Source organism: Mycobacterium sp. D16Q13 (assembly GCF_002013375.1).
Taxonomy (GTDB): Bacteria; Actinomycetota; Actinomycetes; order Mycobacteriales; family Mycobacteriaceae; genus Mycobacterium.
On sequence record NZ_MAEW01000001.1, the window covers coordinates 269957 to 296816 of the forward strand.

The window sequence follows — 26860 nt, forward strand, 5'->3', positions numbered from 1 at the left end:
CTAACAACTAGGCGGCTGATCACCGCGATTGAGGGCATTGAGCCCATCAACCGCTTCGGTCAAGGTGCCGACCTTGACCAGGGTCAGCCCCTGCCCACCGTCCGTCTTCGCCTCGGCGCAGTTGGCCGCGGGCACTAAGAACACCGTCGCTCCAGCGTCTTTGGCAGCCAGCATCTTGTGGGTGATCCCGCCGATGGGGCCCACCTTGCCCTCGGCATCGATGGTTCCTGTTCCGGCGACGAACTTTCCACCGTCGAGCTCATCGGGGGTCAGCTTGTCGATCACCGCGAGGCTGAACATCAACCCGGCCGACGGCCCGCCGATATTGGCCAGATTGAAATCAATGGTGAACGGCGCCCACGGTGCCTGCACCACGCCGACCCCCAGGAATCCGTAGTCACGATCCCCGTTCTTGCCGAGGGTGATCTTCACCGTGCCACTGGGGGAATTCTTGCGTTTGTAGTCGAGCGTGACCTGGTCGCCCGGCTTTGTCTGCTTGAGCAGTCCGGTGAATTCCTCAAGCGTTGCGACCGGCCGCCCATTCACGGCGGTGATCGCGTCGTTCTCGTGCAACTTGCCCTTGGACGGTCCGTCCTCGCTGATGGTCAGGACGGTCACGGCCGTCGGGTATTTGAGATACCCGAGCGCCGCGAACTCGGCGCTTTCCTCGGACTTCTTGAACTCGAGGTCGTTCTCCTTATCCACCTGATCCTTGGAGCGATTGGGCGGGTACACCGCATCGCGCGGGACCAACTGCTCACGACCGCTTGCCCACAACCGCAGCGCGTCGGCCAGCGTCAGGCCGTCACGCTGGGAAACGGTCGTCATGTTGAGGTGACCGGAGACCGGATCGACCTTGGTGCCCTTGATGTCGACGACCTCCTTGCCCTCGACCTGACCGAGGGTGTTGAAGGTCGGGCCCGGGCCCAGAGATACGAATGGCACGGTGATCACCGACATCAACAACGCGAAGGCGATGATCGGGACCAGCGCGACCAGCAGCGTCGCTACGCGGCGATTCATGCCTGCACCCTATGGCAAGGCCTGATCAGGCCCCCGCCGGTAGTCTGGTGGTGGAGGTTCGATGAGCGAGTACGCCCCCGTCCTGCTGTACGACGGCGTCTGCGCACTGTGCAACGGTGCGGTGAAGAAGATCCTGCGCGACGACAAGGTCGGGACGATGCGGTTCGCCGCGCTCGACAGCGAGTATGGCGATCAGGTGCTCGCGCGCCACCCCGAACTCGTGGGCGTCGATTCCTTCGTGATCGTCGACAACCCGGGCGAGCCCATCGAACGAATTCATATCCGGTCCGACGGAGTGCTCCGCATCATGGACTATCTGGGCAGTACCCGGCGGGCCGCCGTCATCGCGCGGCTCGTCCCACGCCCGATCCGCGACGCGCTGTACCGGCTGGTGGCACGCACCCGGTACCGGGTGTTCGGCCAGTACGACACCTGCCCGGTACCGCCGCCCGAGGTTCGCGCACGCTTCCTGGCCTGATCGCGCGTCACAAGCAGCGCGTTCCGCTGATTACGCCGTCAGCGTGATCCGGCCACCTCTACCAGCGGTACCGTGGAGATATGGCCGACCTCCCCTTTGGATTCGCTGCTGGCGACGACCCCGACCGTGAGCGGGGCGACGACGCGCGACCGGGGTCTGGCTCGGGATCGCCGGGTGCAGACCCATTCGGCTTCGGATCTGGTGGATTCAATCCCGCCGATCTCGGCCAGATCTTCACTCAGCTGGGCCAGATGTTCAGCGGCGCCGCGGCCGGTGCGGCCAGCGGTCAGCCCGCGGGCCCGGTCAACTACGACATCGCCCGGCAACTGGCATCGAGCTCAATCGGTTTCGTGGCTCCCATCACCGAGAGCACCACATCGGCCATCGCCGATGCGGTGCACCTTGCCGATACCTGGCTCGACGGAGCCACCGCGTTGCCCGCCGGCGCCACCCGAACCGCCGCCTGGACCGCGACGGACTGGGTGGACCACACCCTGGAAAATTGGAAGCGGCTCGTCGATCCTGTCGCCGAACAGATTTCGGGTATGTGGGCGGCGAACCTGCCGGAAGAGGCCCAGGGCATGGCCGGTCCACTGCTGGGCATGATGACCCAAATGGGCGGCATGGCCTTCGGATCGCAGCTCGGCCAGGCTCTCGGACAGCTGTCCCGAGAGGTGTTGACCTCCACGGATATCGGATTGCCGTTGGGCCCCAAGGGCACCGCGGCTCTCCTGCCGGCTGCCATCGAGGCGTTTTCGGAGGGCCTCGAGCAGTCCAAGAGTGAAATCATGACCTTCCTGGCCGCTCGGGAAGCCGCGCATCACCGCTTGTTCAGTGGCGTCGGCTGGCTGACCATCCGGCTGATGGACACCGTCGAGCAATACGCCAAGGGCATCTCGATCGACATGAGCGCCATCGAGGAGGCCGCGCGCGGCTTCAATCCCGCCTCGCTGGGCGATCCGTCCGATATGGAACAGATTCTGTCCCAAGGCATTTTCGAGCCGAAGACCACACCGCAGCAGGAGCAGGCCCTGGAACGCCTGGAAACCCTGCTCGCTCTGGTCGAGGGCTGGGTGCAAACCGTGGTGACCGACGCGCTCGGCGAGCGCATCCCGGCGACCGCGGCCCTCAGCGAGACATTGCGACGCCGCCGCGCGACGGGCGGCCCGGCCGAGCAGACCTTCAGCACCCTGGTGGGCCTGGAGCTGCGGCCACGCAAGCTGCGCGAGGCGGCGGAGCTGTGGCGCAGACTCACCGATGCCGTCGGCACGGACAAGCGCGACGCGATCTGGGCACACCCCGATCTGATCCCCGATGCCAGCGACCTGGACAACCCGGCCGCCTTCATCGATCGCATCATCGGCGGCGACACCGACGCCGCTGATGACCCGATCGCACAGATCGAGAAGCTCGATCCGGGCAACCCCGAAGAAAACCGAGAAGACTGAGAAATCTGACGCACACCCGTTCGGCGCTGGTCAGCGACTGAATCGGGCTGTGGATAAACGGGTTTCGCCCGCCTGCCGCGCATGCCTGATATGCCACAGTGGGCCATGTCCAGCGAGCCGACGTTCACCCTCGACCCGGCGCGTCCAGTCTTGCCACGGCCGGACGACGGGGTCCAGATCGGATGGATGCCGCGTCACGCCGTGATCGTGCGCCCCTCGGCGGCCGCGCCGGCCGTCGCGGTACGGCAGCTGCTGAACTCCCTAACGGACGAGCTCACCTGGGGCCAGATTCTCGACCTTCAGTGCGTCAAGGACTTCCACGATACGGAGGACATTCGCTCACTGCTGGACGAGTTGGTCGACGCCGGCGCCGTCATCCGCCGAACCCGATCCACTGCGGTCGCATCGCCGGTGATCCGGCTCGTCGGCCGCGGTCCGCTTTCCGACACCCTCGCCGAAGCGCTCCGGCATACCTCGGCGCGCATCCAGCGCTCAACCCAATCGGCGCACGAAAAGTCTTGGCAACATGTCGATTTAGCGGTGCTCGCCGATGATCTGATCGCCGATACCCGGTTACTGCGGATACTTGCCGACGCCGAGGTGCCGCACCTGTCCGTCCGGGCGCGCGATGGCACCGGACTCATCGGGCCCATGGTTCTGCCCGGCATCACCAGTTGTCTGGAATGCGCCGACCGGCACCGGCGCGACCGTGACGCGCAGTGGCCCGCGGTCGCCGCCCAACTCACCGGAGCCGTCGGGGTCGCCGCGCCGGCCACGATCTTGGGCACCGTGGCGGTGGCGCTGGCGCAGATCGATCGGGTGCTCTCGGCCTTCCGCGGGCAGGCACCGGGACCGCTGGTAACGCTCAACGCGACACTCGAACTCGACCTGTCCACGCACGCGTTGACCGCCCGGCACTGGACCGCGCACCCGCTGTGCCGATGCGGCGCCTACTTCACCGGAAATTGACGAAGACCCACTTTTTGTTAACTTCATCACGACCGGGCATGATGTGCGCATGGCAGAGATCCGTCGTGGCCGCGCCGCACGCGCCGCAAAACTCGCATCGCTTCCGGCCGGGATCGCGGGCCGCGCCGCACTCGGTGTGGGTAAACGGATCGCCGGGAAATCCAAAGACGAAGTGAACGCCGAACTCGTCGAGAAGGCCGCCGAACAGCTGTTCCAGGTGCTCGGCGAGCTCAAGGGCGCGGCCATGAAGATCGGCCAAATGCTCTCGGTCATGGAGGCCGCGATTCCCCCGGAGTTCGGGGAGCCCTACCGGGAAGCACTGACCAAGCTGCAGAGCGATGCTCCGCCGCTGCCCGCCGACAAGGTCCACCGGGTCCTCGATGCGCAGCTGGGCACGAAGTGGCGCGAGCGCTTCCAGTCCTTCGACGACACACCCGTCGCCTCGGCCAGCATCGGCCAGGTGCACAAGGCCATCTGGAAGGACGGCCGTGCCGTCGCGGTCAAGGTGCAGTACCCGGGCGCCGACGAGGCCGTCCGCTCGGACCTCAAGACCATTCAGCGGCTCTCGTCGTTGTTCAAACAGGTGGCCCCGGGCGCCGATATCAAGGCCATCGTCGACGAACTCATCGAGCGCACCGAAGAAGAACTCGACTACCGCATCGAGGCCACCAACCAGCGCACCTTCGCCAAGGCCTTCAAGGACGACCCCGAGTTCTACGTGCCATCGGTCGTGGCCTCCTCCCCCAAGGTGATCATCACCGAGTGGATGCAGGGCCGGAAGCTCTCGGAGATCATCGCCAAGGGCACCGAGGAAGAGCGCAGCAATTGCGCGCATTTCCTCCTCGAGTTCAGCATCAGCTCGCCGTACCGGTGCGGACTGCTGCACGCCGACACCCACCCCGGAAACTTCATGCTGTTGGAGGATGGCCGGTTCGGTGTCATGGACTTCGGTGCCTGCGCCGCTCACGAGGGTGGCCTCCCGGCCGGTTTCGGGCCGATCCTGCGTCTGGCTCGCGATGAGAAGTGGGAAGAGCTGACCGAGGTGCTGCGTTCGGAGGGCTTCATCCCACCGAGTGCGACCTCCGTCTCTCATGAGGAGGTCAACTCCTACCTTGAGCCCTATATCGAGCCGCTCAACCACGAGACATTCCACTTCAGCCGTAAATGGCTGCAACGGCTCACCGCCAAGGCCACCGATTTCCGCAGCGAGGAGTTCCTCGAGTCGTTCAAGACCAGCCGGCAGATGAACCTGCCGCCCAACTACCTGATGTTCTTCCGGGTCCTGGGCGGCCTCATCGGCATCGCGGCACAGCTCGATGCCCCGGTGGATTACGCGGCCATCATCGACAAGTGGGTGCCGGGTTTCCACGAGGACAGCAAGGCACCGGCCGCCACGTAGGCGAAAAAGAAAACCTGCGTTGTCAGACCCGCCTGGCCCTCCGGCATGATGTAACGCATGGCTGAGATCCGTCGTGGCCGCGCCGCGCGCGCCGCAAAACTCGCATCCCTGCCGGCAGGCATTGCCGGTCGCGCCGCCCTGGGTGTCGGGAAACGTCTGACCGGCAAGTCCAAGGACGAGGTCAACGCCGAGATGATGGAGAAGGCTGCCGAACAGCTGTTCCAGGTGCTCGGCGAGCTCAAGGGCGCCGCGATGAAACTCGGCCAGGCCCTGTCGGTATTCGAAGCCGCGATTCCGCCGGCCTTCGCCGAACCCTTCCGCGACGCCTTGACGAAGCTGCAAAGCGATGCCCCGCCGCTGCCCGCCGACAAGGTCCACCGCGTCCTCGACGCGCAGCTCGGCACGAAGTGGCGCGAGCGCTTCCAGTCCTTCGACGACACACCCGTCGCCTCGGCCAGCATCGGCCAGGTGCACAAGGCGATCTGGAGCGATGGGCGCGTCGTGGCGGTCAAGGTGCAGTACCCGGGCGCCGACGAAGCCGTCCGCTCGGACCTCAAGACCATGCAGCGGCTCGCATCGTTGTTCAAACAGATCGTGCCGGGCGCAGACGTCAAAAGCATCATCGACGAATTGATCGAACGCACCGAGGAAGAGCTCGATTACCGCATCGAGGCCACCAACCAACGGGCCTTCGCCAAGGCCTTCAAGGACGACCCCGAGTTCTACGTGTCACCGGTGGTTGCCTCTGCCCCCAAGGTCGTCATCAGTGAGTGGATGCAAGGCCGAAAGCTCGCCGAAATCATCAGCAGCGGAACAGAAGACGAGCGCAATGAATGCGGACGCCTGCTCCTGAAATTCACCGTCAGCTCCCCCTACCGGTGCGGGCTGCTGCACGCCGACACCCACCCCGGAAACTTCATGCTGCTGCCGGACGGACGCCTCGGCGTCATGGACTTCGGCGCCGTCGCCACCCATGAGGGCGGGTTCCCTCCCAACCTGGGGCCCATCTGGCGTCTGGAGCGGGACGGGATCTGGGATGAGCTCATTCCCCTCATGCGCGAAGAGGGATTCATCCCGCCGCGTACCGATGTGTCACCGGAGGAGATCGACGAGTACCTGAAGCCATTCATCGATCCGCTGAAGTCCGACGAGTTCCACTTCACCCGGAAATGGATGCAGCGCGTGGCCGCCAAATCCAGCGACGTGCGCGGTGCCCAGTTCCAGACCGGTCGGCATCTGGACCTGCCGCCCGTCTATCTGATGATGTTCCGGGTGCTCGGCAGCCTGTCCGGCATTCTGGCCCAGCTCGACGCGACGGTCCCGTACGCGCGAATCATTGGCGACTGGGTTCCCGGGTTTCGCGAGGACGAGCCCGTCGCCGCCAGCTAGCAACAGCTAGCATTCCGTGAAGACGTGAGGGCAACGACGCCACACTGAACGATATGAGGTGACATGGCAGATATTCGCCGCGGCGGACTCAGCCGAATGACCAAACTGGCAAGCCTGCCCGCAGGCATGGCCGGCCGCGCCGTTCTCGGGGTTGGCAAACGGTTGACCGGAACCTCCGCAGACGACGTCAACGCCGAACTCCTGGAGAAGGCCGCCGACGAACTGTTCAACGTGCTCGGCGAGCTCAAGGGCGGCGCCATGAAAGTGGGCCAGGCCCTGTCGGTGATGGAGGCGGCGATACCGCCGCAGTTCGCCGATCCGTTCCGTGAAGCCCTGGTCAAACTGCAGAGCGAGGCCCCGCCACTGCCCGCGGCAAAGGTGCATCGCGTGCTCGACGCGCAGCTGGGCACCAAATGGCGCGAACGCTTCCAGTCCTTCGACGACACACCCGTGGCCTCCGCCAGCATCGGCCAGGTGCACAAGGGGATCTGGAAGGACGGTCGCGAGGTGGCCGTCAAGATCCAGTACCCCGGTGCCGACGATGCGCTGCGCGCGGATCTCAAGCTGATCCAGCGGATGACGCCGCTGGCCAAACAGATTGCGCCCAAAGCAGATATCGACAGGCTGGTGGCCGAGATCAGCGACCGCATCGAAGCCGAACTGGACTACCGCCAGGAAGCGTCGAACCAGCGCGCATTCGCCAAGGCCTTCGCCGACGATCCGAAGTTCTTCGTACCGGCGGTGGTGGCCAGCGCACCCAAGGTCATCATCGCCGAGTGGATGGAGGGGCGGCGGCTCTCCAAGATCATCTCCGAGGGCACTCGTGAGGAACGGGACTCCGCCGGCGCCCTGATGCTCGAATTCACGGTGAAGTCACCGGAAAAGGTGGGCCTGGTGCACGCCGACCCGCATCCCGGCAACTTCATGCTGCTGCCCGACGGACGTTTCGGCATCATCGATTTCGGCGCGGTCTCCGAGCACCCCGGCGGCATTCCGCCGGAGTTCGGTGAGGTGTTGTGCTGGGCCCGAGATGAGCAGTGGGAGCAGGTAATCCGGCTTATCAAGCAGCTCGGATTCATGCCGCCGGAGGTCCAACTGTCCGGGGTCCAGGTGATGGATTACATCAGGCCGCTATGGCCCTATGTCGATCCGCTGCGCTCGGGCGAATTCCATTTCACCCGTGAGTGGTTCCAGCAGGCGGCGGTGGCGTCTACCGATCTTCTGGACGAGGGCTTCACCGAGCGATTCAAACTGGCGCGTCAAATGACGGTGCCGCCGGGCTACGTCATGCTGCTGCGCACGCTCGGCGGAATGATCGGGGTTCTCGTGCAACTCGGTACGCACGTGAACTACGCGGCGATCGCCGAAGAATGGATGCCGGGGTTTTTCGAACCACACGCGAAGTCGTCCTGATAACAATGCTCCCCACCGCCACATGGCGATGGGGAGCATTGGTTGTCTAGCCCGACGGCATTCGCGATGTCCCGGGTCATGCCGCGGCGGGATCTGCTGCCGGCAGCGGGTTCTTGCGCGGGCGACCACGCGGACGCTTACGCGCCACGACGGCCCCCTGCTCCAGGATCTCGCCACCCCACACACCCCAGGGCTCTGCGCGGTCCAGCGCAGCAGCCAGGCACTGCGACCGGATCGGGCAGTCCGCGCATAGCGTCTTAGCCCGCTCCAGGTCAGCGGGGCTCTCCGCGAACCACAGGTCCGCATCCGCTGCGTGGCACGGCAGGACACGCCTTCGGGCCTCCGTTTCGACGGTCATCATGTGTCCGTTCACCTGCTTCCTCTTCGGTTCCTTGTAAAACTGCTGGTCTCGTATCGGTGTCTTATCGATCGAGATCCGGAACCACGTTTGAGGTTGAGGCTCAAACAAAAGTGGCCACGGATCCCGGTGTGTCGGGTCCGTGGCCTGGGAGGCGGTTGTGGGGGCTACCTAGATGTATCCCCTATTCACGGACGCGACATTCGCGGCTGCGGCGACGACGGCGCGGTGCTTAATCGCGGAAACCGAGCCGGCCGGCACCATGGGAGCCGCCGGCTTGGCAGCGGCGACATGCGTCAGGAGCGACGGCGGAGCGATCGGCAATACGACAAACGCACCATGGGCATCACGCCACAAGGTGTCGCCGTAATTGGTGGGTGTATTCATCGCTCCTCCTTCCGTCTACTCACACGTGAACAGGTCTGGTTTGGAATTCTCACGAATTCCTGACGCCCAGAGTAAAAGGTCATCTATCGGTTGACAAGTTATTTTTGACCTGCGGCGATACTTCAAGACCAGTTTTGTCGAACTGGCATCTTTCCCCGGGATCGTCTCTAGACAGATGTCAGTAGTCGCGAACGGAAGAGATCCAATACCTGCTCGAGGGCCGCGCGCGTCGGCTGACCGGGCTCGTCGATGAGATGTTCGGTGACCACCGAATGTGCCGGCATCGGCGAATTGGGGTCGGCCGCGTCGCCGGGCAATTCGATGGCAATGAACCCATCCCCCAGTTCCTCCCTGAGGAACTGGAACCGCTCGGCAGGCACCAACTTGTCGGTGGTGAAGCGCATACCGAGCACCTTGAGCCCGTCGTGCTCGCAGCGGTGCTTGACCTTCTGCAGGTCTGCCGGAGAGATATCGATGTTGTGCCGCGCCTTCTTGCTGAGCCCGAAGGGCAGCGACGGCTGAGACAGCACGGGCGCGAGCAGCCGGTCGTCGGCGGCCATTGCCAGCGCATATCCCCCGGTGAAACACATTCCGATGGCACCCACACCGGGGCCGCCGTTGCGCTCGTGCTCGTTCTGGGCAAGCGCGCGCAGCCACGCCACCACGGGCGAGCTCTTTCCCGTAGCCAGCACCGTGAACTCGCGGCTCACACAGCCGCGGAACATCGAGGTCGCCATGTAGGTGGCAGTGCGCAGCCAACCCTCTTCCCGGGGGTCCGTGTTCTGCCCCGGGTTCCCGAACAGGTGCGGCATGACCGCGGTACACCCGATGTCGGCGACCTTGCGCGCGAAGTTGGCGACCTTGGGCGTTATCCCCGGCATCTCGGCGATGACGATCACCGCCGGTCCACTGCCCTTTCTCAACACGATCTTGGTCTCACCCTCGTGAGTGAAGGTGCCTGCTTCGAAATCGCGGAGGTCATCGTCGGCCATGGGGCGAGCCTAGGATGAGATCGCGCTCCGCGCTAGACACGTGTTGAACAAGGGATTACGAAGATCTGGCGCGCACCAAACGCAGCACGTCGGGGCCGTACTGCTCCAGCTTGCGCGCACCGATCCCGGGAATGGCGACGAGCGCGGCGTCATCACCGGGAAGCAGTTCGGCGATGGCGATCAAGGTGTTGTCGGTGAAGACGACGAACGCTGGCACCTTCATCTCCTTTGCCGTCTTGAGTCGCCAATCCTTCAGTGCTACAAGGAGTTCCTCGTCAATATCGGACGGGCAGCTCTCGCAGCGCCGCAGCAACACTGCCGCCGGGGTGTTGAGCGCGGCATTGCAGATTCGGCAGCGTGCGCCACTGCCCCGGCGCCGTGGTGCCATCGTGGCGGAAACCTGCGCGGTGGGAGCGACCCCATTGAGGAACCGAGAATGTTTACGCGTCTTGCGGCCGCCCGCGGCCCGCGCGAGCGCCCAGCTCAGGTTCACATGCACACGCGCGCGGGTGATTCCGACATAGAGCAGCCGCCGCTCCTCCTCAATCGGTTCAATATCCCCGGCACGTGACAAGGCATGCGAAATGGGTAGCGTGCCGTCGGCCAGCCCCACCAGGAACACCGCATCCCATTCGAGCCCCTTTGCCGCGTGTAGCGAGGCCAGGGTCACGCCCCGCACCGTCGGCGGGTGGCGCGCCTCTGCCCGCACCCGGAGCTCGCGAACCAGCCCCGGCAGATCCAGCTCCGGCAGGCGGGCGCATTCCTCCTCGGCAAGCTCGACAAGGGCCCGCAGCGATTCCCATCGCTCACGGGCCTGAGTACCATGCGGTTCCTCGGCAGATAGCCCCAGCGGCTCTAGAATATCCCGAACTTGCTGCGGCACAGGTATATCCGCACTTTCACGGTCGGCCGCACGTTGCAGGGCCACCAGCGCCTGACGCACCTCTTGCCGGGTGAAGAACCCCTCGCCACCGCGCACCTGAAACGGCACGCCCGCCTCGGTAAGCGCCTCCTCGTACACCTCCGATTGCGCATTGATCCGGTACAGCACCGCGATCTCCGATGCCGGAGTTCCGGATTCGATCAGTGCAGCAATAGATTTCGCGACTGACTTGGCTTCCGCCGCCTCGTCGTCATGCTCGGAGAACCTGGGAGCTGGGCCCTCCGGCCGTTGACCGATAAGTTGCAGCTTGCTGCCCGCCACCCTTCCTTGCGCGGCCGCAATCACCCGGTTGGCGAGCGAAACCACCTGTGGGGTCGAGCGATAGTCACGTTCCAGACGAACCACAGCCGCCTCGGGGAACCGGCGGGAGAAGCCCAGTAGATACTGCGGGGTGGCCCCGGTGAAGGAATAGATGGTCTGGTTGGCGTCGCCGACAACAGTCAGGTCGTCGCGGGGACCGAGCCATGCATCGAGCACCCGCTGCTGCAGCGGGGTGACGTCCTGGTATTCGTCGACCACGAAACAGCGGTAGCGGTCCCGGAATTCCTCGGCCACGGACGCCGAGTTCTCGATAGCGGCCGCGGTGTGCAGCAGCAGATCATCGAAATCGAGCAGGGTGGACCCGTCGGGCCGGGCCTTGAGTTTCTCGTAGCCCGCGTAAACCTTGGCGACCTGTTCGGGCGGGACCGGCGTATCTCGCGCGAATTTCGCGGCGGCGGCCGGATAGGCCTCGGGGCTGATCAAAGAGGCCTTGGCCCACTCGATTTCACCGGCGAGGTCGCGCACGGTATCGGTGCTGGTACTCAGCTTGGCGCGGTTCGCGGCCTGAGCGACGATGGTGAACTTGCTGTCAATCAGCTCCCAACGCGTATCCCCGACCAGCTGCGGCCAGAAATACCGCAGCTGCCGCAAGCCCGCGGCGTGGAACGTGACGGCCTGCGCGGACCCAACACCGAGATCACGCAGCCGTCCACGCATCTCGCCCGCCGCTCGCTGGGTGAAGGTGACCGCGAGAATCTGGCCGGGAGCGACATGGCCGGATTCGACCAGGTGCGCGATGCGGTGGGTGATGGTGCGTGTCTTGCCGGTTCCGGCCCCGGCGAGCACGCAGACAGGGCCTCGCGGTGCGGTGACAGCGGCGCGCTGCTCGTCGTCTAAACCATCGAGGAGAGAACGCGCCACCGGGCCATCTTCGCAGCAACTGCCGACAACACCGGCCGCTGGCCCCGTTCTCGGCATTGAGACATCTCACATACCCCCAACGGAACACCCCAGAGGGGTATGACGTTGAATGCGTACGTGAGCGACACATTGACCATGTACAGCACCACCTGGTGCGGCTATTGCCGTCGACTCGAGACGCAGCTCAAGGGCGCGGGCATCGAGTACACCAAGGTGGACATCGAACAGGACCCGGCCGCGGCCGACTACGTCGCGAACGTCAACGGCGGGAACCAGACCGTGCCGACCGTGAAGTTCCCGGACGGCAGCGCGCTGACCAATCCGTCGCTGGCACAGGTCAAGGCCAAGCTCGGCTAGGGGAACCTCCCACTTGTGGGGGACTAGTCCTTGGCGTAAGCCCAGGACTCCACGATCTCCCGGGCGATGGAAATCGACCCGGGCAGCATCAGCCGGGAGTCGGACGCCGTGGTCCAATCGCCCAGCTCGAGTGCGGCACGTACCTCATCGCGTGTGAACCAGTCGGCCTCGGCGATTTCACCGTCGTTGAAGGAGAAGGGCTGCGACGGGTCGCCTACGGCGTGGAACCCCAACATGATCGATCGCGGAAAGGGCCACGGCTGGCTGCCCAGGTACTGCACATCGGTGACCGTGAGGCCCACTTCCTCGGCGATCTCTCGGGCCACGCACGCCTCCAGAGATTCGCCCGCCTCGACGAATCCGGCCAGCAGCGAGAACATCCGCTCGGGCCAGAACTTCTGACGGCCGAGCACCGCACGATCAGCACCGTCGTGCACCAGGCAGATGACGGCCGGATCGGTACGCGGAAATTCTTCTTGCCCGGTGGTCGAGTTCACCCGAACCCAACCGCCTTTGGCGGGGGTGGTGGGTGATCCGTCGACGGGGCTGTAGCCGGCGCTGTCATGCCAGGCAAGCATCGCCATTGCCGTGGCCAACAAGGCCGCGCTGGTGTCATCGAACAGCTCACCGGAGCGACGCAGGTCCAGTAGCGGTGCGCTGTCATCGTCCAGTTCTGCGCGCACGGCCCACACATGGCGACCACCCGGGATACGTCCCAGGAACACGGCATGCTCAGGCGGCCTGTCGCCGACACGTGCCGCGTCTTCGAGAACCACCCGCCCATCGACAATGTTCACGCGCCCACGGACATCCAGTGTGATCAGTCCGGCCTCGGCCCAACCCTTGGCCAGTTCCTCAGGATTGGAACGCAATTCGTCGGCGCGATCCAGCCCAACGCGCGAGAGTAAGGGGACGTTGCGAAGACGGAAGGTCATATCAGGCTCCGGCGTTGCGGACGTACAACAGGCGATCGGATGCCTCGATGGAATCGACCTCGGGTGCATCCACCCGGTGCAGAGTGCCATCGCGCACCACACCCAGGACGATGTCCGAGAGATGACGCGGTGAACCACCGACCTCGCTGCGCTCCACCTCGCGTTCGGCGATCGCAAACCCCGCCTCGGGGGTGAGCAGATCCTCGATCATCTCGACGACGCGCGGCGTCGAGGTGGCGATGCCCAGCAGCCGTCCCGCCGTTTCCGAAGACACCACCACCGAGTCGGCGCCCGACTGGCGCAGCAGGTGGACATTCTCGGCCTCACGGATCGCGGCGACGATCTTGGCGTTGGGGGCCAGCTCCCGCGCGGTCAGCGTGACCAGCACAGAGGTGTCGTCCCGGTTGGCGGCCACGATGATCGACTTCGCGTGCTGCACACCCGCGAGGCGCAAGACATCCGATTTGGTGGCGCTGCCGCGCACGGTCACCAGGTCAGAGGCCGCCGCAGCATCCAGGGCCATCTGGTCTTCGTCGACGACCACGATCTCGGCCGGGGCGGCGCCGTCGGAGAGCATCGCCTGAACGGCGGTCTTCCCCTTAGTGCCGTATCCGACGACAACAGTGTGGTTGCGCACGCGGGCCCTCCATCGCTGGATCTTCAGTGCTTGACGCGAACGTTCGGTGAGCGCTTCCACCGTGGTACCGACCAGAACGATCAGGAACAGCAGCCGCAGCGGCGTGATGACGAGGATGTTCACCAGCCGCGCGCCCTCGGTGTACGGGGTGATATCGCCGTAGCCGGTAGTAGAGAGCGAGACGGTGGCGTAGTAGAAGCAATCCAGGAAGCTGAGCGGATCGCTCTCCTCTGGGGTGGATGCGACGTCGCGGTAACCGCTGCGGTCTGCGTACACCACCAGTACGGCAGCGAAGAGCGTGCCTACCGCGATGAGGATGCGCTTTCCGATGGCTCGCCACGGGCTGGCCGCATTTTCGGGGATACGCAGAACACCGACGAGTGCGTGGTCTGGCTGTGCGGTCAGCGCCTGGTCAATGCCACGAAACCGCTGGCGAAACTTACCGGCCATATGCCGATCGCGTCCGAGTCAGCGGTTGCACGGGTGTCAATCTACTCACATGGCGCCCGCGATTCGCGTTGGCTAGCGGGTTGGCGACGAAGTTTGGCCGGATCTCAATCCCCCGTCAGCCCCGCGAACTCGCTTGCCTGTGGCAGCTCGGGTAGTTCGGCGGGGGCGACCGTGCGCCCCGAGCGCACATAGTGGAACACCGCACTCACCCGTGCGGGATCGATGCCCTGTAATGCCGCCCACGCATGCCGGTACGCGGCCAGCTGCAGGGCGGCGGCCTCCATCTCAACACCCGACGGCTCGTGACCGGTCTTCCAGTCCACGACGGTCCAGGTGCCGTCGCGAGATCCGAACACCGCGTCGATCCGGCCGCGGACAATGGTCCCGGCGACGGAAATCTCGAACGGCACCTCGATCTCGGCGGGGGTTCGGTCCGCCCACGGCGAGGCAAGGAATGCCGACTGCAGCGCCGCCAGATCCTCGGCGTCCTCGAACTCTCCGTATCCGTCACCCGGTAGATCGTCGAAATCAATGAGGCGTACCGACCCGTAGTGACGTTGCACCCAGGAGTGGAATGCGGTGCCGCGGCGCGCTTCAAGGTCTGGACGTGTAGGGCGTGGACGCATCAGCCGGCGTGCCAGCGCCTGCGGATCCTGGCGCAGCTCGACGAGGCTTGTCACCGACAGATGTTGAGGCAGAGTGATTTCCGGACGACGATGGGCTTGCTCTCGCTCACGCAGCAGCGCATCGACATCGGCGGCCCATCCCTCGTGATCCTCGTCTTCGTCCTGGACCAGCGGCGCTGTGCCGGCGCGCGCTTCCCGGACCATCTGCGCTCCCGCTTCGATCTCGCCGCGCCGGCCCGCGAGTGGGTCTGCGGGCCATTGCGTTTCGACGGTCTGGTCGAGCATCGGATTGCGCTCACCCGCCGCGGGTGCGGGGGCCCACTCCTCGACAGTTCCACAGGGAATGCCTTCGGCGGCCGCGTATTCGATGACATCACGCAACTCGACCAGAAAATCGGACGGCCCCTTGGGCTTGAGTCCGGTCTGGCCCCAATGATGTCCCGAAACAAAGAGCTGCTCGGCTGATCGGGTCACTGCCACATACAGCAGCCGGCGCTCCTCGTCGATCCGGCGGGTGGACAGGCTGTCCTTGTGCCGCGCGATGGCATCGGAAAGCTGTTTACGGTTCGTAACGCCCTCGGTGTCCAGCTGAGGGACGCCGAAACGATCCCCCAAGGTGGCGCGATCCCCGCGCACCAACGGCGGCAGCTCGGTGGCGCTCGTCAGCCAGGTCGGCGCGGCCACGCCCGACGGGAACACTCCGGCACTCAGATGCGGGACGGCGACCACGTCCCATTCCAGCCCCTTGGCCGAATGCACAGTCAGGATCTGTACCCGCCCCGGGCTGGTCGCGACTTCCACCGGTGTGAAGCCCTTTTCGACCTCCCACGCCGCGTCTAGGTACTGCAGAAACGCGGCGATCACCGCAACCGGGTCGCTCTGGTCGGCGGCCTCCGCGAAACCAGCAGCGACATCGGTGAACGCGCGCAGCTGCTCCAGACCGCCCGTGCGGCGACCGGCGAAGAGCTCGACATCGAGCGCCAACACGCGCTGCACCTCGGAGATCAGGTCGGTGAGCGGCATCCCAAGCCGAGCGCGTAACGCGGACAGTTCGCGTCGCAGCGCCGTCAGGCGAGTCCAACCCTCCGGCGAATACTGTTCGGGCGCACCGGGATCGCTGACGGCATCGGCCAGACACGGAATGTCCGCGTGCTCCCCCGCCACGTCGGTGCCGGTCCGACCGAATCCCGTCGCCCGTCGCCACAGCACCGCCAGGTCGTGAGCTCCAAGGCGCCATCTCGGACCGGTCAACACACGCAAGGCGGCCGGACCTGCGGTCGGGTCCGCAACGAGACGCAGCATCGCCACCGTATCGGCGACCTCCGGGAGCCCAAGCAGACCCGTCAATCCAACCACTTCGACCGGAACACCGTGCGCCGCAAGGACCTCCGCCATGGGGGCGGCATCGCTATTGCGCCTGACCAACACCGCCGACGACGGCGGACGGTTCCCGTCACGACGCGCGTCCTCGTACACCGAGGCCAGTTTCTTTGCGACCCATTCTCGTTCGGCGACGATATCGCCGAACAGCGCGCAGGCGATGTTGCCGGAGGTAGCGTCCGGCCGGGGACGCAGCGGCCGGACCGCCACCGAACGCCGCCGCGCTTCCTCGGACACGGCATTAGCCAGATGCAGAGCCTCGGGTGGGTTACGCCAGCTGGTGCGCAGTTCCCTTGTGGGCGCCGGTGATCCGTCCGGCAGCGGGAAATCGGTGGTGAACCGGGGCAAATTCGTCGCCGACGCGCCGCGCCAGCCGTAGATGGACTGGATTGGATCGCCCACCGCGGTCAACGCCAGCGAGGGGTCGACGCCCTGACCGAACAAGGACGACAGCAAGATGCGTTGAGCATGCCCGGTGTCCTGGTACTCGTCGAGCAACACCACGCGGTACCGATCCCGCTGAGTCTGTCCAACGACGGCGTGGTCGGCGGCCAGACGAGCCGACAGCGACATTTGTGCTCCGAAATCGAGAACACCGCGAGCGCGCATCTGCGTCATCAGCTGTTCCACGATCGCGACGAGCTGCGCTCGTTCACGCTGCGTCTCGACCAGACGCAACAACCACGCACTCGGCCGGCCCTCCCGCTGCGAGGGACCCGGCGGCAGGGTATGAATCAGCTGTTCCAGCTCGTCATGCGAGGACAGCAGATCGCTGGTATCCACCAGATGCTCAGACAGCTGGCCGGCGAGTGCGAGCACCTGAGCGGTGACCGCCCCGGGCGTCTTCTCGGTATCCAGATCCCCATCGAAATCGCAGACCAACCGGAACGCCAACTGCCACAACTGCGTTTCGGTCAGCAGGCGCGCATTCGGCTCCATGGGCAGCAGCAATCCGTGCTCGCGCAGCAAGGTACCGGCATAGGCGTGGTACGTGGCGATCACCGGATCGGCTTCATCGGCCGTGACGGGCGCCATGATGCCGCTTCCCGCCAGCCGAGCGAGCCGCGATCTGACCCGGCGTAACAATTGACCCGCGGCCTTGCGGGTAAACGTCAACCCAAGCACCTGGCCGGGGGTGGCGTATCCGTTGGCCACCAGCCACACCACCCGGGCAGCCATCGTCTCCGTCTTGCCCGCACCGGCACCCGCGATCACCACCATCGGACCGGGTGGAGCCCCGATCACGGCGGCCTGCTCATCGGTGGGCTCGAAAAGCCCAAGCGCCCGGGATAGTTCGGACGGGGAGTATGCGCTCATGACTGGCACACCGCCTGTCCATCAGCCTGTGCGGGGCAGCATGCCCGCAGCGGGCAGTGTCCGCATCCGTCGTTGACCCGCGCGATGAACATCGGGCCCTGCGTGTTGGCCGCGGCGGTGTGAATAGTTTCGCGCCAGGCCTCCCGGGCAGCAGGGGTCAACGGATCCTGGTGTCGTTGAGTGGCCCCGTCATCGAGATTCGGTTTCGCGACGTACACCAGCCGACCGCCGCCCGGCTCGCCCGCGGGTTGGTCGATGATGAGCCCTTCGGCGGCGGCGACTTGGTACGTGGCGAGCTGAGCGTGTTGTTGCGCATCGTCTTTGGTGGCGGGGCTCTTCCCGGTCTTGATATCGATGACGACGGCGCGCCCCTCGGCATCCCGTTCCAGTCGGTCGATGCGGCCGACCAGCCGCACCTGCGGATGGTCCGCATGCGTGAGCACTCCGTCGACGCCGATCTCTCGACCTACTTCAGTGAGCTCACCGCGCGTCGCCACGCGCCACGTGGTGAACGCCTCCAGTAGCTCATGATGCCTCTGCAATTCGTTACGCGCATACCACCGCGACTCGAATGGCATTGATTTCCAAGCCTTGTCGAGTTCCCGGCGCATCGTGTCGGCATCTGCGGAGTGCTCGCCGACAAGCGCGTGCACCAATGTTCCGAGCGCTCGGCGCGGGTCCGTGAGGTCAGTGCCGCCGTGCCGTTCCAATAGCCAGCGCAGCGGGCACGCCATGAGCGTCTCGACGTTCGACGGCGACAAGCGAACCGGACCATCCTGGGCATGCCACAGCGGGTCCTCACTACTGATACCGGCAAGCCCGTACCAGGATTCGGGATCCGCACCGGTGACACCGGCGTCGGCGAGCCGGGCAAGTTGTCGGGCGGCGCGCTGGCGGCGGCCCTCACTCACCGTGCCTGCGGACGCGGTGACGACGGCTCGCAGCTCGCCCACGAGGTTCGCAACGGTCAATGCCCGAGACTCCGGTGTTCCCGGACGGCGATCCGGCATCACCCATTCCGGATGCGCCGCCATGAGCTCAGCCAGGAAGCGCGAAGCCATCGCGGGACCGCCACCCATATCGGCGTTTTCGTTGTCGACGGCGGTAACGAGAACGCGGCGCGCGGCCCTGCCCACGGCGAGTAGCAGCAGCCGGCGTTCCTCGGCCAGCGCCACCGCCGACCCGTCGACATGCGCGACATGGTCGATGCCTGCCAACACATCCATCAGTTCCTGGGTGCGCAGCACCCCGCCCCGCACGGCCGTGTTGGGCCATAGCCCTTCCTGCACACCGGGGATCGCCACCACATCCCACTGGCGGCCTACGGCAGCGTGCGCACTGACGATGGAGACCGCATCAGGCCCGCCGGTCGCGCGCTGACCGGCGAGCGCCAGCGACCGGATGTGGTCGATCAATCCCGTCACGCCGATACCCGGCGTGCGCGCCACATGTTCGGATGCCAGGTCGAACAGTGCGGACACCGCGTCGAGGTCCCGATCCGCTTGAGCGCCCAGCGGACCTCCGCGTTGAGACAACCCGTCCCAACGTCGCTGTAGACCCGACCGGGTCCACGCGGCCCACAGCACGTCGAGAACACTGGCCCCGGAGGTGACGGACTCACGTGCCGAGGCGATCACTGCCCGCACGCGCCGCAGTGGCGCGGCCTGGATGTCAGTGAGCGCGGTGAGCTGCGTGTCATCGGCATCGACAAGAACCGCACGCAACAGCTCAGCACTGTTTTCGCCCGTGCCCCGCGCTTCCCCGGAACGTAGCAACTGGCGTCGTAACCGCCGGAGCGCCACCGGATCCACCCGCCCGATCGGGCCGGTCACCAGTGTCACCGCGTCCTCGTCGTTCAGTCTGCCTTGTGCGGCGCAGACCGCCAGCAGTAACGCGTGCACGGCGGGAACGGCGGCGACAGGACCGTCATACGACTCCGCATGTACGGGGACACCCGCCGACTGCAGCGCGCGCCGAAGGGCCGCACCACTGCGGGGTACCGACCTGACGATGACCGCCATCTGAGACCACGGCACACCGTCGATCAGGTGAGACCGTCGCAGCAGGTCGACAACCAGCGATGCCTCTGCGGTTTCGGTGGGCACGGCGGCAAGACGTACGGCGGCCAACACGTTCTCCGCCCCCGCGATCGTGCGGGCAGGTGAGCTTCCGGGTAACCGCCCCGCCACCGCGTTCGCAAGTTCGGCGACCGGTGCGGCGCACCGGTACGAACTGTCGAGCATGATCGTCGTGGCCCCGCCGTCAGTACCAGTCTGCAACAGCTGCGCGTCGGCACCACGGAAGCCGAACACGGTTTGGTTGGGATCACCCGTGAACACCGACAACGAGGCACTCCCCGCGAGCAGCCGCACCATCAGCGCCGCCTGCGGATCAAGGTGCTGGGAATCGTCGACGAGCAGAAGGCCGATGCGGGCACGCTCCGCGGCAAGAATTGCCGGCTCGACAGCGAAGGTCTCTAGTGCCGATCCGACCAGTTCGGCGGCGCCGAGTGCCGGCACCGTGGCCTGCGGAGCCGCCATGCCCACCGCCGACCGCAGCAGCATGATCTCCTCGTACTGCCGGGCAAGGTCGGCGACCGCGACCCACTCCGGTCGATTGTGCCGCCGCCCGATCGCGCGAAGCTCCTTGGCGTCAACACCGCGCTCGGTGCAACGCGCCATGAGATCTCGAACACCGGTCGCGAAACCGGCCGTCGTCAGCGCGGGCCGCAGCGAAGCGGGCCAGGAGCCGCTGTTGTCTTCAGCATTGCCACACAACAACTCCCGCACAATGCTGTCCTGCTCGGCAGCTGTGATCAAGCGCGGCGGCGGATTGCCCTGGCGAGCCGCATGGGCGGCGAGCACGGCGAAGGCATAGGAGTGCACGGTGCGAACCATAGGTTCACGGATGGCGATGGAACCGTTGCGCTCGAACACCGCGGCCGAGATCCGGCTACGCAGGTCGACGCTCGCCCGGGTGGAACCGGCGAGCACGAGAACGGATTCCGGACTCGCGCCCGCGGCAATTCGTGCGGCCACAATGTCGACCAGCAGGCTCGTCTTCCCGGTTCCGCTACCGCCGACCACCACGAACCGGCCCTGCCGGTCCGGGGCCAGCAGATCCGCCGCGGCACCATCCCAGGATCGGGTCGAAGCTGTCGGCGTCGGCATATGCAGATCACAGCACGGGGGTCCGACAAGCCGATCTGACCTGGGTATCGGTTCAGAGACAATGCCGGGAATCGTGGCAGGATTCGACGGGTGACACCGACGCTGAACACCCACCGGTACGGCCCCGACGAACCCGCGCGTCTCGTGGCGTTGCACGGGCTCACCGGACACTGCAAGCGCTGGGCGCCGCTTTTCGATGAGCACCTCCCCGATGTGTCCACCCTGGCACCGGATCTGCTGGGTCACGGACACTCCCCCGCGCCCGCGCCGTGGTCGCTGGAAGCCCACGCCGATGCGGTAGCCGCCGTGCTCGACGAGACCCAGACCGGGCCCATCGTGGTGGTGGCGCACTCGTTTGGCGGCGCCACCGCATTGCACCTGGCTGCGCGCAGACCCGATCTGGTGAAGTCGCTCGTGCTCTTGGATCCCGCGATCGGCCTCGACGGTGACTGGATGCGCCAGATCGCCGAACAGATGGTGGCCTACCCGGATTACACCGACCGCGCCGAAGCAAAATCGGACAAGGTCGCAGGAGCTTGGTCGGACGTACCGGATCACGTCATCGAAGCAGAACTCGATGAACACCTGATCCAGCTGCCGAACGGCCGGTGGGGCTGGCGTATGAACCTGCCTGCCGTGGTCACCGCATGGAGTGAACTGGCACGCGATATCACCCTACCCGCCAACACCATTCACGTTACCTTGCTACGAGCCACCCGGACCGCGCCACCCTACGTAACCACCGGGCTACTGGACGGACTCGTGGCCAGACTTGGCGATCGGTTCGAACTGGTGGACATCGACTGCGATCACATGGTGTCCCAATCGCGGCCCGTCGAGACCGCGGCCGCGATACGGTCACACCTGGAGTGATCATGGCGACAGTTACCGAGGAACAGGTCGAGCTGGTGCGCTCGCTGGTCGCGTCGATACCGGCCGGACGAGTGGCCACGTATGGCGATATCGCAAACGCGGCAGGCCTTTCCAGCGCACGAATCGTGGGGTGGATTATGCGCACCGACTCCGCCGATCTGCCCTGGCATCGCGTGATCGGGGCCAGCGGTCGCCCCGCACCCCACATCCGGACTCGCCAGCTCGAATTACTCAGGGCCGAGGGTGTACTGGCGGTGGACGGACGAATCGCGTTACGCGACGTCCGCCACGGCTTCTAGGGCACCCGACACCACCGTGGCCGAAGCGAACCGTCGCACCAAGAGATCTACAATCTCGGGATGCACACCCAACGGCTGCGCGACGCCGTCTGCGCCACAATCGGCAAGGCGCTCCTGAAAAAGCCCCTGCGCCAGGAGATATGACGCGATGAAGACGCGTTGGCCATTCGCACGGGCCGCAGCGACCATGTCGGGCACCCGCGGTTCACCTGTCGCGACATAGCCGACGGTGACGGGTCCTGTGTGACGCTCCAACATGCCCGCCGCGGTGTGAACCTCATGGCGCGCACAGGGATCGGAGGATCCTGCTGCGGCGAGCACCACCGCATCGCCACGACGCCATCCGGCCTCACGCAGCCGCTCGGTCATGACCCTGGCCAACACGGGATCGGGCCCCAACGCTTGAGTGACGGCCACATTCGGATGTCCACTCAGCTCGACATGCTGCGGAATATCGTGGTGCACATGGTATCCCGATGCCAGAAACGCAGGAAGCAGAACCGCTGGGCCTTCGATCGTCGACAGCACCTCTGACGGGGTCGGCCCCAGCACGTCGACGAACGCGGTGCGCACCGATCCGATACGCAGCGACACCGCCTCGGCGAGCGCCGCGATGTTCTCCACTCCAGCGGCCGAACGCGTTCCATGTGCGACTAGGACGAGTTCAACCGCGGATGAGCCGCGTGCGCGAAGACCGTCATCCACGGCATTCCCCAATCATGGTCGGATCGATCGCCAGCCGGTAACCCCGTTTGACCACTGTCTGAATCACTTTCGGTGCACCAAGGGCCGACCGCAGACGCGTCATAGCCGTCTCGACAGCGTGGGTGTCGTCGCCACCGCCGGGCAGCACGGACAACAAGTCCTCGCGCGATACCACCTGACCGGGTCGCACCATCAGCCGCTTCATCAGCGCCATTCCCGCCGGGGAGATCTGCCGCGTCTCACCATCGACGGCTATCCCACAGCTGCGCACACTCACGATGTGGCCGCCGGCCTGGAAACGTGGTGCCCGCCTGGTCAGCTCGTCTGCCATATGCCGGGCCAACGCCCCCAGCCGCGCACGTTCGGGCTGCGTCGTCGACACACCGAGCACTTCCAGCGGCGCAGCGGTCACCGGCCCGACACACAGCGGCGCCACTCTTCCCCGCAGCGCGATCAGCAGCTCGTCCAATCGGCCGGTTGCCTTGGCACGACCAAGCATCGAGGCCACCGCGGGCGCGCTGGTGAAACTTATCCCGTCCAGCTCGGCATTGATCGCCATGGAGATCATGCGATCCATCGGCCGCTGGTCCTCCGGTGGCTCCCAGCGGTACACCGGTACCCGGATAACCTGTGCGCCAGCGATAGTCAATGCCTCGCAGAGATCGGCGATGGGTTCCCATTCGGTGGCGGCACCATGAAGTTGCACGGCGATGCGCCGACCCTCGACACCCTCTTCGAGCAGACGATCCAGCACCTCGGCCGACGACTCCGATGCGGGCGACCACTCTTCCCGCAGCCCCGCCTGACGAATCGCCCCGGTAGCCTTGGGTCCGCGGGCGACCAGGCGACCGGACTCCAATGCCGACTTGAGACTTTCGGCCACGCCCCATTCATCAGCGGCCTCGATCCAGCCGCGGAACCCGATGCCGGTGGTGGCCACCGTGACATCCGGAGGGTTGGCGATGACAAGTTCGGTGGCCTGCTGCAGCTCGGCATCATCGGCCAACGGGATGATCCTGATCGCGGCGGCGTGCACGACGGCAGCCCCGCGGCGCTCCAAGAGCGCGGTCAACTCCTCCGCGCGACGCGCAGCCGTGACACCAATGGTGAACCCGTCGAGCCGACGATCCTGCTCGTTAGGCGGCAACCGGGTCCCGGTGTCGGCTCCTGAGCATTCCGATTTCGACATTTCCATTGTTCACCCGCACCTCGAAGACTGGCAACCGGCGCGACGCATCATCGAGGCAACGCCCGTCAATAAGCGAGAAGACCTGCTTGAGCAGCGGCGACGCCACCGTAGGCTCGCCGCCACGGTCACCGGTCAAACCGCGTGACATGACCGCAGCCTGGCCGTATGGATCGATGTTACCGACCGCGTACAGCTCCCCATCGGGCAGCAGAAACAGCGCGGCCTGCACGTCGTCCGGAAGGAGTACCGCCGCGCCCCGGCCAGGGGTGAGCGAATCCACCGCACAGACCGTCGACCACACGTACTGGTACCGCCTCAAACGGGGGCGAGCGTCCAGAATTGTCATCTCCGGCCTTTCTTCTCGTTGTGTTCTGTCATGTCTACCTGGATTGTGTTACCCGGGTATTACCGCAGCTGACGCCCTACGTTGCGGACTCCGCGGCCGACCTGAATCCCGGTGTCCCCAAGAGCACCGGCACCTTGCGCGGACCGCTGTCGTCGAACGCGATGGTCGAGTCGAGTTCATCGGGCGCGTTCACGAACGACACAAACCGGCGCAGTTTGTCCTCATCAGCCAACACGGCCGCCCATTCGTCGGCGTAACCCTCCACGTGACGGGCCATCGCAGCCTCCAGCTCGTCGGCGATCCCGAGGGAGTCTTCGCACACCACTGCCCGGATGTGATCCAGGCCGCCCTCGATCGCTTCCTGCCAAGGGGCGGTGCGCTGAAGCCGGTCCGCGGTGCGGATGTAGAACATCAGATACCGGTCGATGTACTTGATCAGCGTCTCTGAGTCTAGATCGCCGGCAAGCAGTTTGGCGTGCGCAGGGGTAGCGCCGCCGTTGCCGCCGACATACAGGTTCCAGCCATTCTCGGTGGCGATGACACCGACGTCCTTGCCTCGAGCCTCGGCACATTCACGCGCGCACCCGGATACCCCCATCTTGAGCTTGTGCGGGGAACGCAGCCCGCGGTAACGCAATTCGAGCTCGACGGCCATCGCCACCGAATCCTGAACCCCATACCGGCACCACGTCGAACCCACACAGCTCTTGACGGTGCGCAACGACTTGCCGTAAGCCTGCCCGGATTCCATGCCGGCATCGATGAGCCGTTTCCAGATCAGCGGGAGCTGCTCGACGCGAGCACCGAACAGATCGATGCGCTGACCACCGGTGATCTTGGTGTACAGCCCGAATTCCTGGGCCACTTGGCCGATCACGATGAGCTTTTCCGGAGTCACCTCGCCGCCCGGCAGCCGCGGTACCACCGAATAGGTGCCGTTCTTCTGCATGTTGGCCAGGAAATGGTCGTTGGTGTCCTGCAGCGCGGCCTGCTCCCCTTCCAGGATGTGGTCGCTGGACGTCGAGGCCAGGATAGACGCGACCGTGGGCTTGCAGATATCGCAGCCGGTTCCGGTGCCGTGCTTGGCGATCAGCTCGGAGAAGGTCCGAATGCCGGTCACCTGCACCACCTGGAACAGCTCGGCGCGCGATTGGGTGAAATGCTCGCACAGCGCCTTGGACTGCTCGACGCCCTGCGCGGCGAGAATCTGCTTGAGCATGGGAATGCAGCTACCACAGGATGTTCCGGCACACGTAGCCGCCTTGAGGGCGGGCACGTCGGTGGCTCCCTCGCAGATTGCCCCACAGATAGCGCCCTTGGTGACCGCGTTGCACGAGCAGATCTGCGCGTCATCGGGCAGTGCGCCCACCCCGATCTCCGCACCGGCGGGGGTGATCAGCGAGGCAGGATCCGCGGGCAGCTCCCGGCCGAGCATGGGCCGCAGGGTGCCATATGTGCTGGCATCACCAACGAGGATGCCGCCCAATAGGGTTCGTGCGTCATCGGAAACCACGAGTTTGGCGTAGGTGCCCTTGGTGGCGTCGTTGAAGACGACCTCCAGCGCACCCTCGGCGGTGGCGTGGGCGTCACCGAAGCTGGCGACATCTACCCCGAGCAGCTTGAGCTTGGTGGAAAGATCCGCTCCCGGAAACTCGGAGACCCCGCCGAGGAGCCGGTCGGCGACGATCTCGGCCGTGGTGTACCCCGGTGCGACCAGCCCGTAGCAGCGGCCCTCGATGGCGGCTACCTCACCGATCGCATAGATGTGCAGATCGCTTGTCTGGCAGCCGGTGTCGGTGAAGATGCCGCCGCGTTCGGCCAGTTCCAGCCCGCAGTCCCGAGCCAGCTCGTCGCGCGGCCGGATGCCCGCGGAGAAGACCAGTACCGAGGCATCGATCGACGATCCGTCGGACAGCTGTACCGTGAGCGTCCCGTCGGCCGCCGTCTCGATGGACTTCGTGGAGACGCTGGTGTGCACCGTCAACCCGAGCTCGGTCACCAGCCTGGTCAGCAGGGCACCACCACCCTCATCGACCTGCAGGTGCATCAGACGGGGGTTGAGCTCCACCACATGGGGGGCCAAACCCATGAGACGCAGCGCATTCGCGGCTTCGAGCCCGAGTAGTCCGCCGCCGATGACGACACCCGCAGAGCCCGGCGACTTGTCGGCGGCGGCCTTGATGGCGTCCAGATCGTCCATGGTGCGGTAGACGAAGCAGCCGTCGGCGTCGCCACCCGGCACTGGCGGCACGAACGGATAAGACCCGGTGGCCATGACGAGCGCGTCATAGTCCAGCACGGAGCCGGCCTCGGTGGTGACCGTCTGACCGGCCCGGTCAATACCGACCACCCGGTCCCCAAGATGCAGGGTCACCATGGGATCGTCGGCGTAGTCATTTCCGGTGAGCGCCAGCGTGTCCCGGTCCCAGCTGTCGATATACGAGGACAGTGCCACACGGTCGTAGGCGGCGTCGGCCTCCTCACCGAGGACGGTGATCTGCCACTGGTCGGTGGCGTCGCGCTCGCGAAGCACCTGGACAAATCGGTGGCCGACCATCCCGTGGCCGATGACGATGACGTTCTTGTTCATGAGTT

22 protein-coding genes are annotated in these 26860 nt (G+C 65.6%); 9 read left to right on the top strand and 13 right to left on the bottom strand.

The window, feature by feature from the left end; genetic code table 11:
- Entirely contained in the window at nt 1–1023 is a 1023-nt protein-coding gene (locus tag B4400_RS01355; RefSeq protein WP_078308764.1) for a YlbL family protein, read from the bottom strand.
- Nucleotides 1024–1084: 61 nt separating this feature from the next.
- Between B4400_RS01355 and B4400_RS01360 the strand changes: the two genes are divergently transcribed.
- The 6 genes from B4400_RS01360 to B4400_RS01385 all read left to right on the top strand — a co-directional run bounded on the left by B4400_RS01360 (nt 1085) and on the right by B4400_RS01385 (nt 8119).
- A complete protein-coding gene (locus B4400_RS01360) occupies nt 1085–1501 on the top strand; it encodes a thiol-disulfide oxidoreductase DCC family protein (protein ID WP_078308763.1) in 417 nt (138 codons plus the stop codon).
- Between the two features lie 80 nt (nt 1502–1581).
- A complete protein-coding gene (locus B4400_RS01365; RefSeq protein WP_078308762.1) occupies nt 1582–2949 on the top strand; it encodes a zinc-dependent metalloprotease in 1368 nt (455 codons plus the stop codon).
- A gap of 90 nt (nt 2950–3039) precedes the next feature.
- On the top strand, nt 3040–3918 hold the full coding sequence (locus B4400_RS01370) for a hypothetical protein (RefSeq protein ID WP_078308761.1): 879 nt from the start codon (nt 3040–3042) through the stop codon (nt 3916–3918).
- A 49-nt stretch (nt 3919–3967) separates the two neighbouring features.
- A complete protein-coding gene (locus B4400_RS01375; protein ID WP_078308760.1) occupies nt 3968–5317 on the top strand; it encodes an ABC1 kinase family protein in 1350 nt (449 codons plus the stop codon).
- A gap of 57 nt (nt 5318–5374) precedes the next feature.
- Nucleotides 5375–6706 carry an ABC1 kinase family protein gene (locus B4400_RS01380; RefSeq protein ID WP_078308759.1) on the top strand — a complete coding sequence of 444 codons (1332 nt, stop codon included), beginning with the start codon at nt 5375–5377 and terminating at the stop codon, nt 6704–6706.
- A gap of 63 nt (nt 6707–6769) precedes the next feature.
- Complete coding sequence (locus tag B4400_RS01385; RefSeq protein WP_078308758.1) at nt 6770–8119, top strand: ABC1 kinase family protein; 1350 nt, start codon at nt 6770–6772, stop codon at nt 8117–8119.
- A gap of 76 nt (nt 8120–8195) precedes the next feature.
- Here the strand turns inward: B4400_RS01385 and B4400_RS01390 are convergent, their stop codons facing one another.
- The 4 genes from B4400_RS01390 to B4400_RS01405 all read right to left on the bottom strand — a co-directional run bounded on the left by B4400_RS01390 (nt 8196) and on the right by B4400_RS01405 (nt 11981).
- Nucleotides 8196–8480, bottom strand: coding sequence for a WhiB family transcriptional regulator (locus tag B4400_RS01390; RefSeq protein ID WP_078308757.1), 285 nt, complete (start codon nt 8478–8480; stop codon nt 8196–8198).
- A gap of 168 nt (nt 8481–8648) precedes the next feature.
- Nucleotides 8649–8864, bottom strand: a complete 216-nt coding sequence (locus B4400_RS01395; RefSeq protein WP_078308756.1) for a hypothetical protein — start codon at nt 8862–8864, stop codon at nt 8649–8651.
- Between the two features lie 167 nt (nt 8865–9031).
- A complete protein-coding gene (locus B4400_RS01400; protein WP_078308755.1) occupies nt 9032–9856 on the bottom strand; it encodes a dienelactone hydrolase family protein in 825 nt (274 codons plus the stop codon).
- Nucleotides 9857–9911: 55 nt separating this feature from the next.
- A complete protein-coding gene (locus B4400_RS01405) occupies nt 9912–11981 on the bottom strand; it encodes an ATP-dependent DNA helicase UvrD2 (protein ID WP_078308754.1) in 2070 nt (689 codons plus the stop codon).
- A gap of 99 nt (nt 11982–12080) precedes the next feature.
- Here B4400_RS01405 and B4400_RS01410 point away from each other — a divergent pair, with 99 nt between their 5' ends.
- Nucleotides 12081–12338: a mycoredoxin gene (locus tag B4400_RS01410; RefSeq protein ID WP_078308753.1), complete on the top strand. Its 258-nt coding sequence runs from the start codon at nt 12081–12083 to the stop codon at nt 12336–12338.
- Between the two features lie 23 nt (nt 12339–12361).
- Here B4400_RS01410 and nudC read toward each other — a convergent pair whose 3' ends face one another.
- The 4 genes from nudC to B4400_RS01430 all read right to left on the bottom strand — a co-directional run bounded on the left by nudC (nt 12362) and on the right by B4400_RS01430 (nt 20853).
- Nucleotides 12362–13273 carry an NAD(+) diphosphatase gene (nudC, locus tag B4400_RS01415; RefSeq protein WP_078308752.1) on the bottom strand — a complete coding sequence of 304 codons (912 nt, stop codon included), beginning with the start codon at nt 13271–13273 and terminating at the stop codon, nt 12362–12364.
- Nucleotide 13274: 1 nt separating this feature from the next.
- Entirely contained in the window at nt 13275–14360 is a 1086-nt protein-coding gene (locus tag B4400_RS01420) for a potassium channel family protein (RefSeq protein WP_078292261.1), read from the bottom strand.
- A gap of 104 nt (nt 14361–14464) precedes the next feature.
- Nucleotides 14465–17683 (bottom strand): ATP-dependent helicase, encoded by a 3219-nt coding sequence (locus B4400_RS01425; RefSeq protein ID WP_078308751.1) that lies wholly within the window; start codon nt 17681–17683, stop codon nt 14465–14467.
- Nucleotides 17680–20853, bottom strand: a complete 3174-nt coding sequence (locus tag B4400_RS01430; protein ID WP_078308750.1) for an ATP-dependent helicase — start codon at nt 20851–20853, stop codon at nt 17680–17682. Before B4400_RS01430 ends, B4400_RS01425 begins: the two co-directional genes overlap by 4 nt.
- Nucleotides 20854–20943: 90 nt before the next feature.
- Here B4400_RS01430 and B4400_RS01435 point away from each other — a divergent pair, with 90 nt between their 5' ends.
- Nucleotides 20944–21726: an alpha/beta fold hydrolase gene (locus tag B4400_RS01435; RefSeq protein ID WP_078308749.1), complete on the top strand. Its 783-nt coding sequence runs from the start codon at nt 20944–20946 to the stop codon at nt 21724–21726.
- A gap of 2 nt (nt 21727–21728) precedes the next feature.
- The gene (locus B4400_RS01440; RefSeq protein ID WP_078309002.1) at nt 21729–22025 is read left to right on the top strand and encodes an MGMT family protein; all 297 of its coding nucleotides are present in this window, start codon (nt 21729–21731) and stop codon (nt 22023–22025) included.
- Here the strand turns inward: B4400_RS01440 and B4400_RS01445 are convergent.
- From B4400_RS01445 to nirB, 4 genes are all read right to left on the bottom strand, one after another.
- The gene (locus B4400_RS01445; RefSeq protein WP_078308748.1) at nt 21999–22730 is read right to left on the bottom strand and encodes a sirohydrochlorin chelatase; all 732 of its coding nucleotides are present in this window, start codon (nt 22728–22730) and stop codon (nt 21999–22001) included. The genes B4400_RS01440 and B4400_RS01445 overlap by 27 nt on opposite strands.
- Nucleotides 22723–23877, bottom strand: a complete 1155-nt coding sequence (locus B4400_RS01450) for a uroporphyrinogen-III synthase (RefSeq protein ID WP_078308747.1) — start codon at nt 23875–23877, stop codon at nt 22723–22725. The genes B4400_RS01445 and B4400_RS01450 overlap by 8 nt, the downstream gene beginning before the upstream one ends.
- Nucleotides 23867–24220 (bottom strand): nitrite reductase small subunit NirD, encoded by a 354-nt coding sequence (nirD, locus tag B4400_RS01455; protein WP_078309001.1) that lies wholly within the window; start codon nt 24218–24220, stop codon nt 23867–23869. The genes B4400_RS01450 and nirD overlap by 11 nt, the downstream gene beginning before the upstream one ends.
- A gap of 121 nt (nt 24221–24341) precedes the next feature.
- The gene (gene nirB / locus B4400_RS01460; protein ID WP_078309000.1) at nt 24342–26855 is read right to left on the bottom strand and encodes a nitrite reductase large subunit NirB; all 2514 of its coding nucleotides are present in this window, start codon (nt 26853–26855) and stop codon (nt 24342–24344) included.
- Between the last annotated feature and the right edge of the window lie 5 nt (nt 26856–26860).

What these genes read in the sequence shown, in the direction of transcription:
- B4400_RS01370 (WP_078308761.1), top strand. Translation starts at nt 3,040, where the DNA reads ATGCCACAGTGGGCCATGTCCAGCGAGCCGACGTTCACCCTCGACCCG.
- B4400_RS01375 (WP_078308760.1), top strand. Translation starts at nt 3,968, where the DNA reads ATGGCAGAGATCCGTCGTGGCCGCGCCGCACGCGCCGCAAAACTCGCA.
- nudC (WP_078308752.1), bottom strand. Translation starts at nt 13,273, where the DNA reads ATGACCTTCCGTCTTCGCAACGTCCCCTTACTCTCGCGCGTTGGGCTG.
- B4400_RS01360 (WP_078308763.1), top strand. Translation starts at nt 1,085, where the DNA reads ATGAGCGAGTACGCCCCCGTCCTGCTGTACGACGGCGTCTGCGCACTG.
- B4400_RS01365 (WP_078308762.1), top strand. Translation starts at nt 1,582, where the DNA reads ATGGCCGACCTCCCCTTTGGATTCGCTGCTGGCGACGACCCCGACCGT.
- nirB (WP_078309000.1), bottom strand. Translation starts at nt 26,855, where the DNA reads ATGAACAAGAACGTCATCGTCATCGGCCACGGGATGGTCGGCCACCGA.
- B4400_RS01420 (WP_078292261.1), bottom strand. Translation starts at nt 14,360, where the DNA reads ATGGCCGGTAAGTTTCGCCAGCGGTTTCGTGGCATTGACCAGGCGCTG.
- B4400_RS01355 (WP_078308764.1), bottom strand. Translation starts at nt 1,023, where the DNA reads ATGAATCGCCGCGTAGCGACGCTGCTGGTCGCGCTGGTCCCGATCATC.
- B4400_RS01430 (WP_078308750.1), bottom strand. Translation starts at nt 20,853, where the DNA reads ATGCCGACGCCGACAGCTTCGACCCGATCCTGGGATGGTGCCGCGGCG.
- B4400_RS01400 (WP_078308755.1), bottom strand. Translation starts at nt 9,856, where the DNA reads ATGGCCGACGATGACCTCCGCGATTTCGAAGCAGGCACCTTCACTCAC.
- B4400_RS01440 (WP_078309002.1), top strand. Translation starts at nt 21,729, where the DNA reads ATGGCGACAGTTACCGAGGAACAGGTCGAGCTGGTGCGCTCGCTGGTC.
- B4400_RS01390 (WP_078308757.1), bottom strand. Translation starts at nt 8,480, where the DNA reads ATGATGACCGTCGAAACGGAGGCCCGAAGGCGTGTCCTGCCGTGCCAC.
- B4400_RS01385 (WP_078308758.1), top strand. Translation starts at nt 6,770, where the DNA reads ATGGCAGATATTCGCCGCGGCGGACTCAGCCGAATGACCAAACTGGCA.
- B4400_RS01425 (WP_078308751.1), bottom strand. Translation starts at nt 17,683, where the DNA reads ATGAGCGCATACTCCCCGTCCGAACTATCCCGGGCGCTTGGGCTTTTC.
- B4400_RS01395 (WP_078308756.1), bottom strand. Translation starts at nt 8,864, where the DNA reads ATGAATACACCCACCAATTACGGCGACACCTTGTGGCGTGATGCCCAT.
- B4400_RS01380 (WP_078308759.1), top strand. Translation starts at nt 5,375, where the DNA reads ATGGCTGAGATCCGTCGTGGCCGCGCCGCGCGCGCCGCAAAACTCGCA.
- B4400_RS01410 (WP_078308753.1), top strand. Translation starts at nt 12,081, where the DNA reads ATGACGTTGAATGCGTACGTGAGCGACACATTGACCATGTACAGCACC.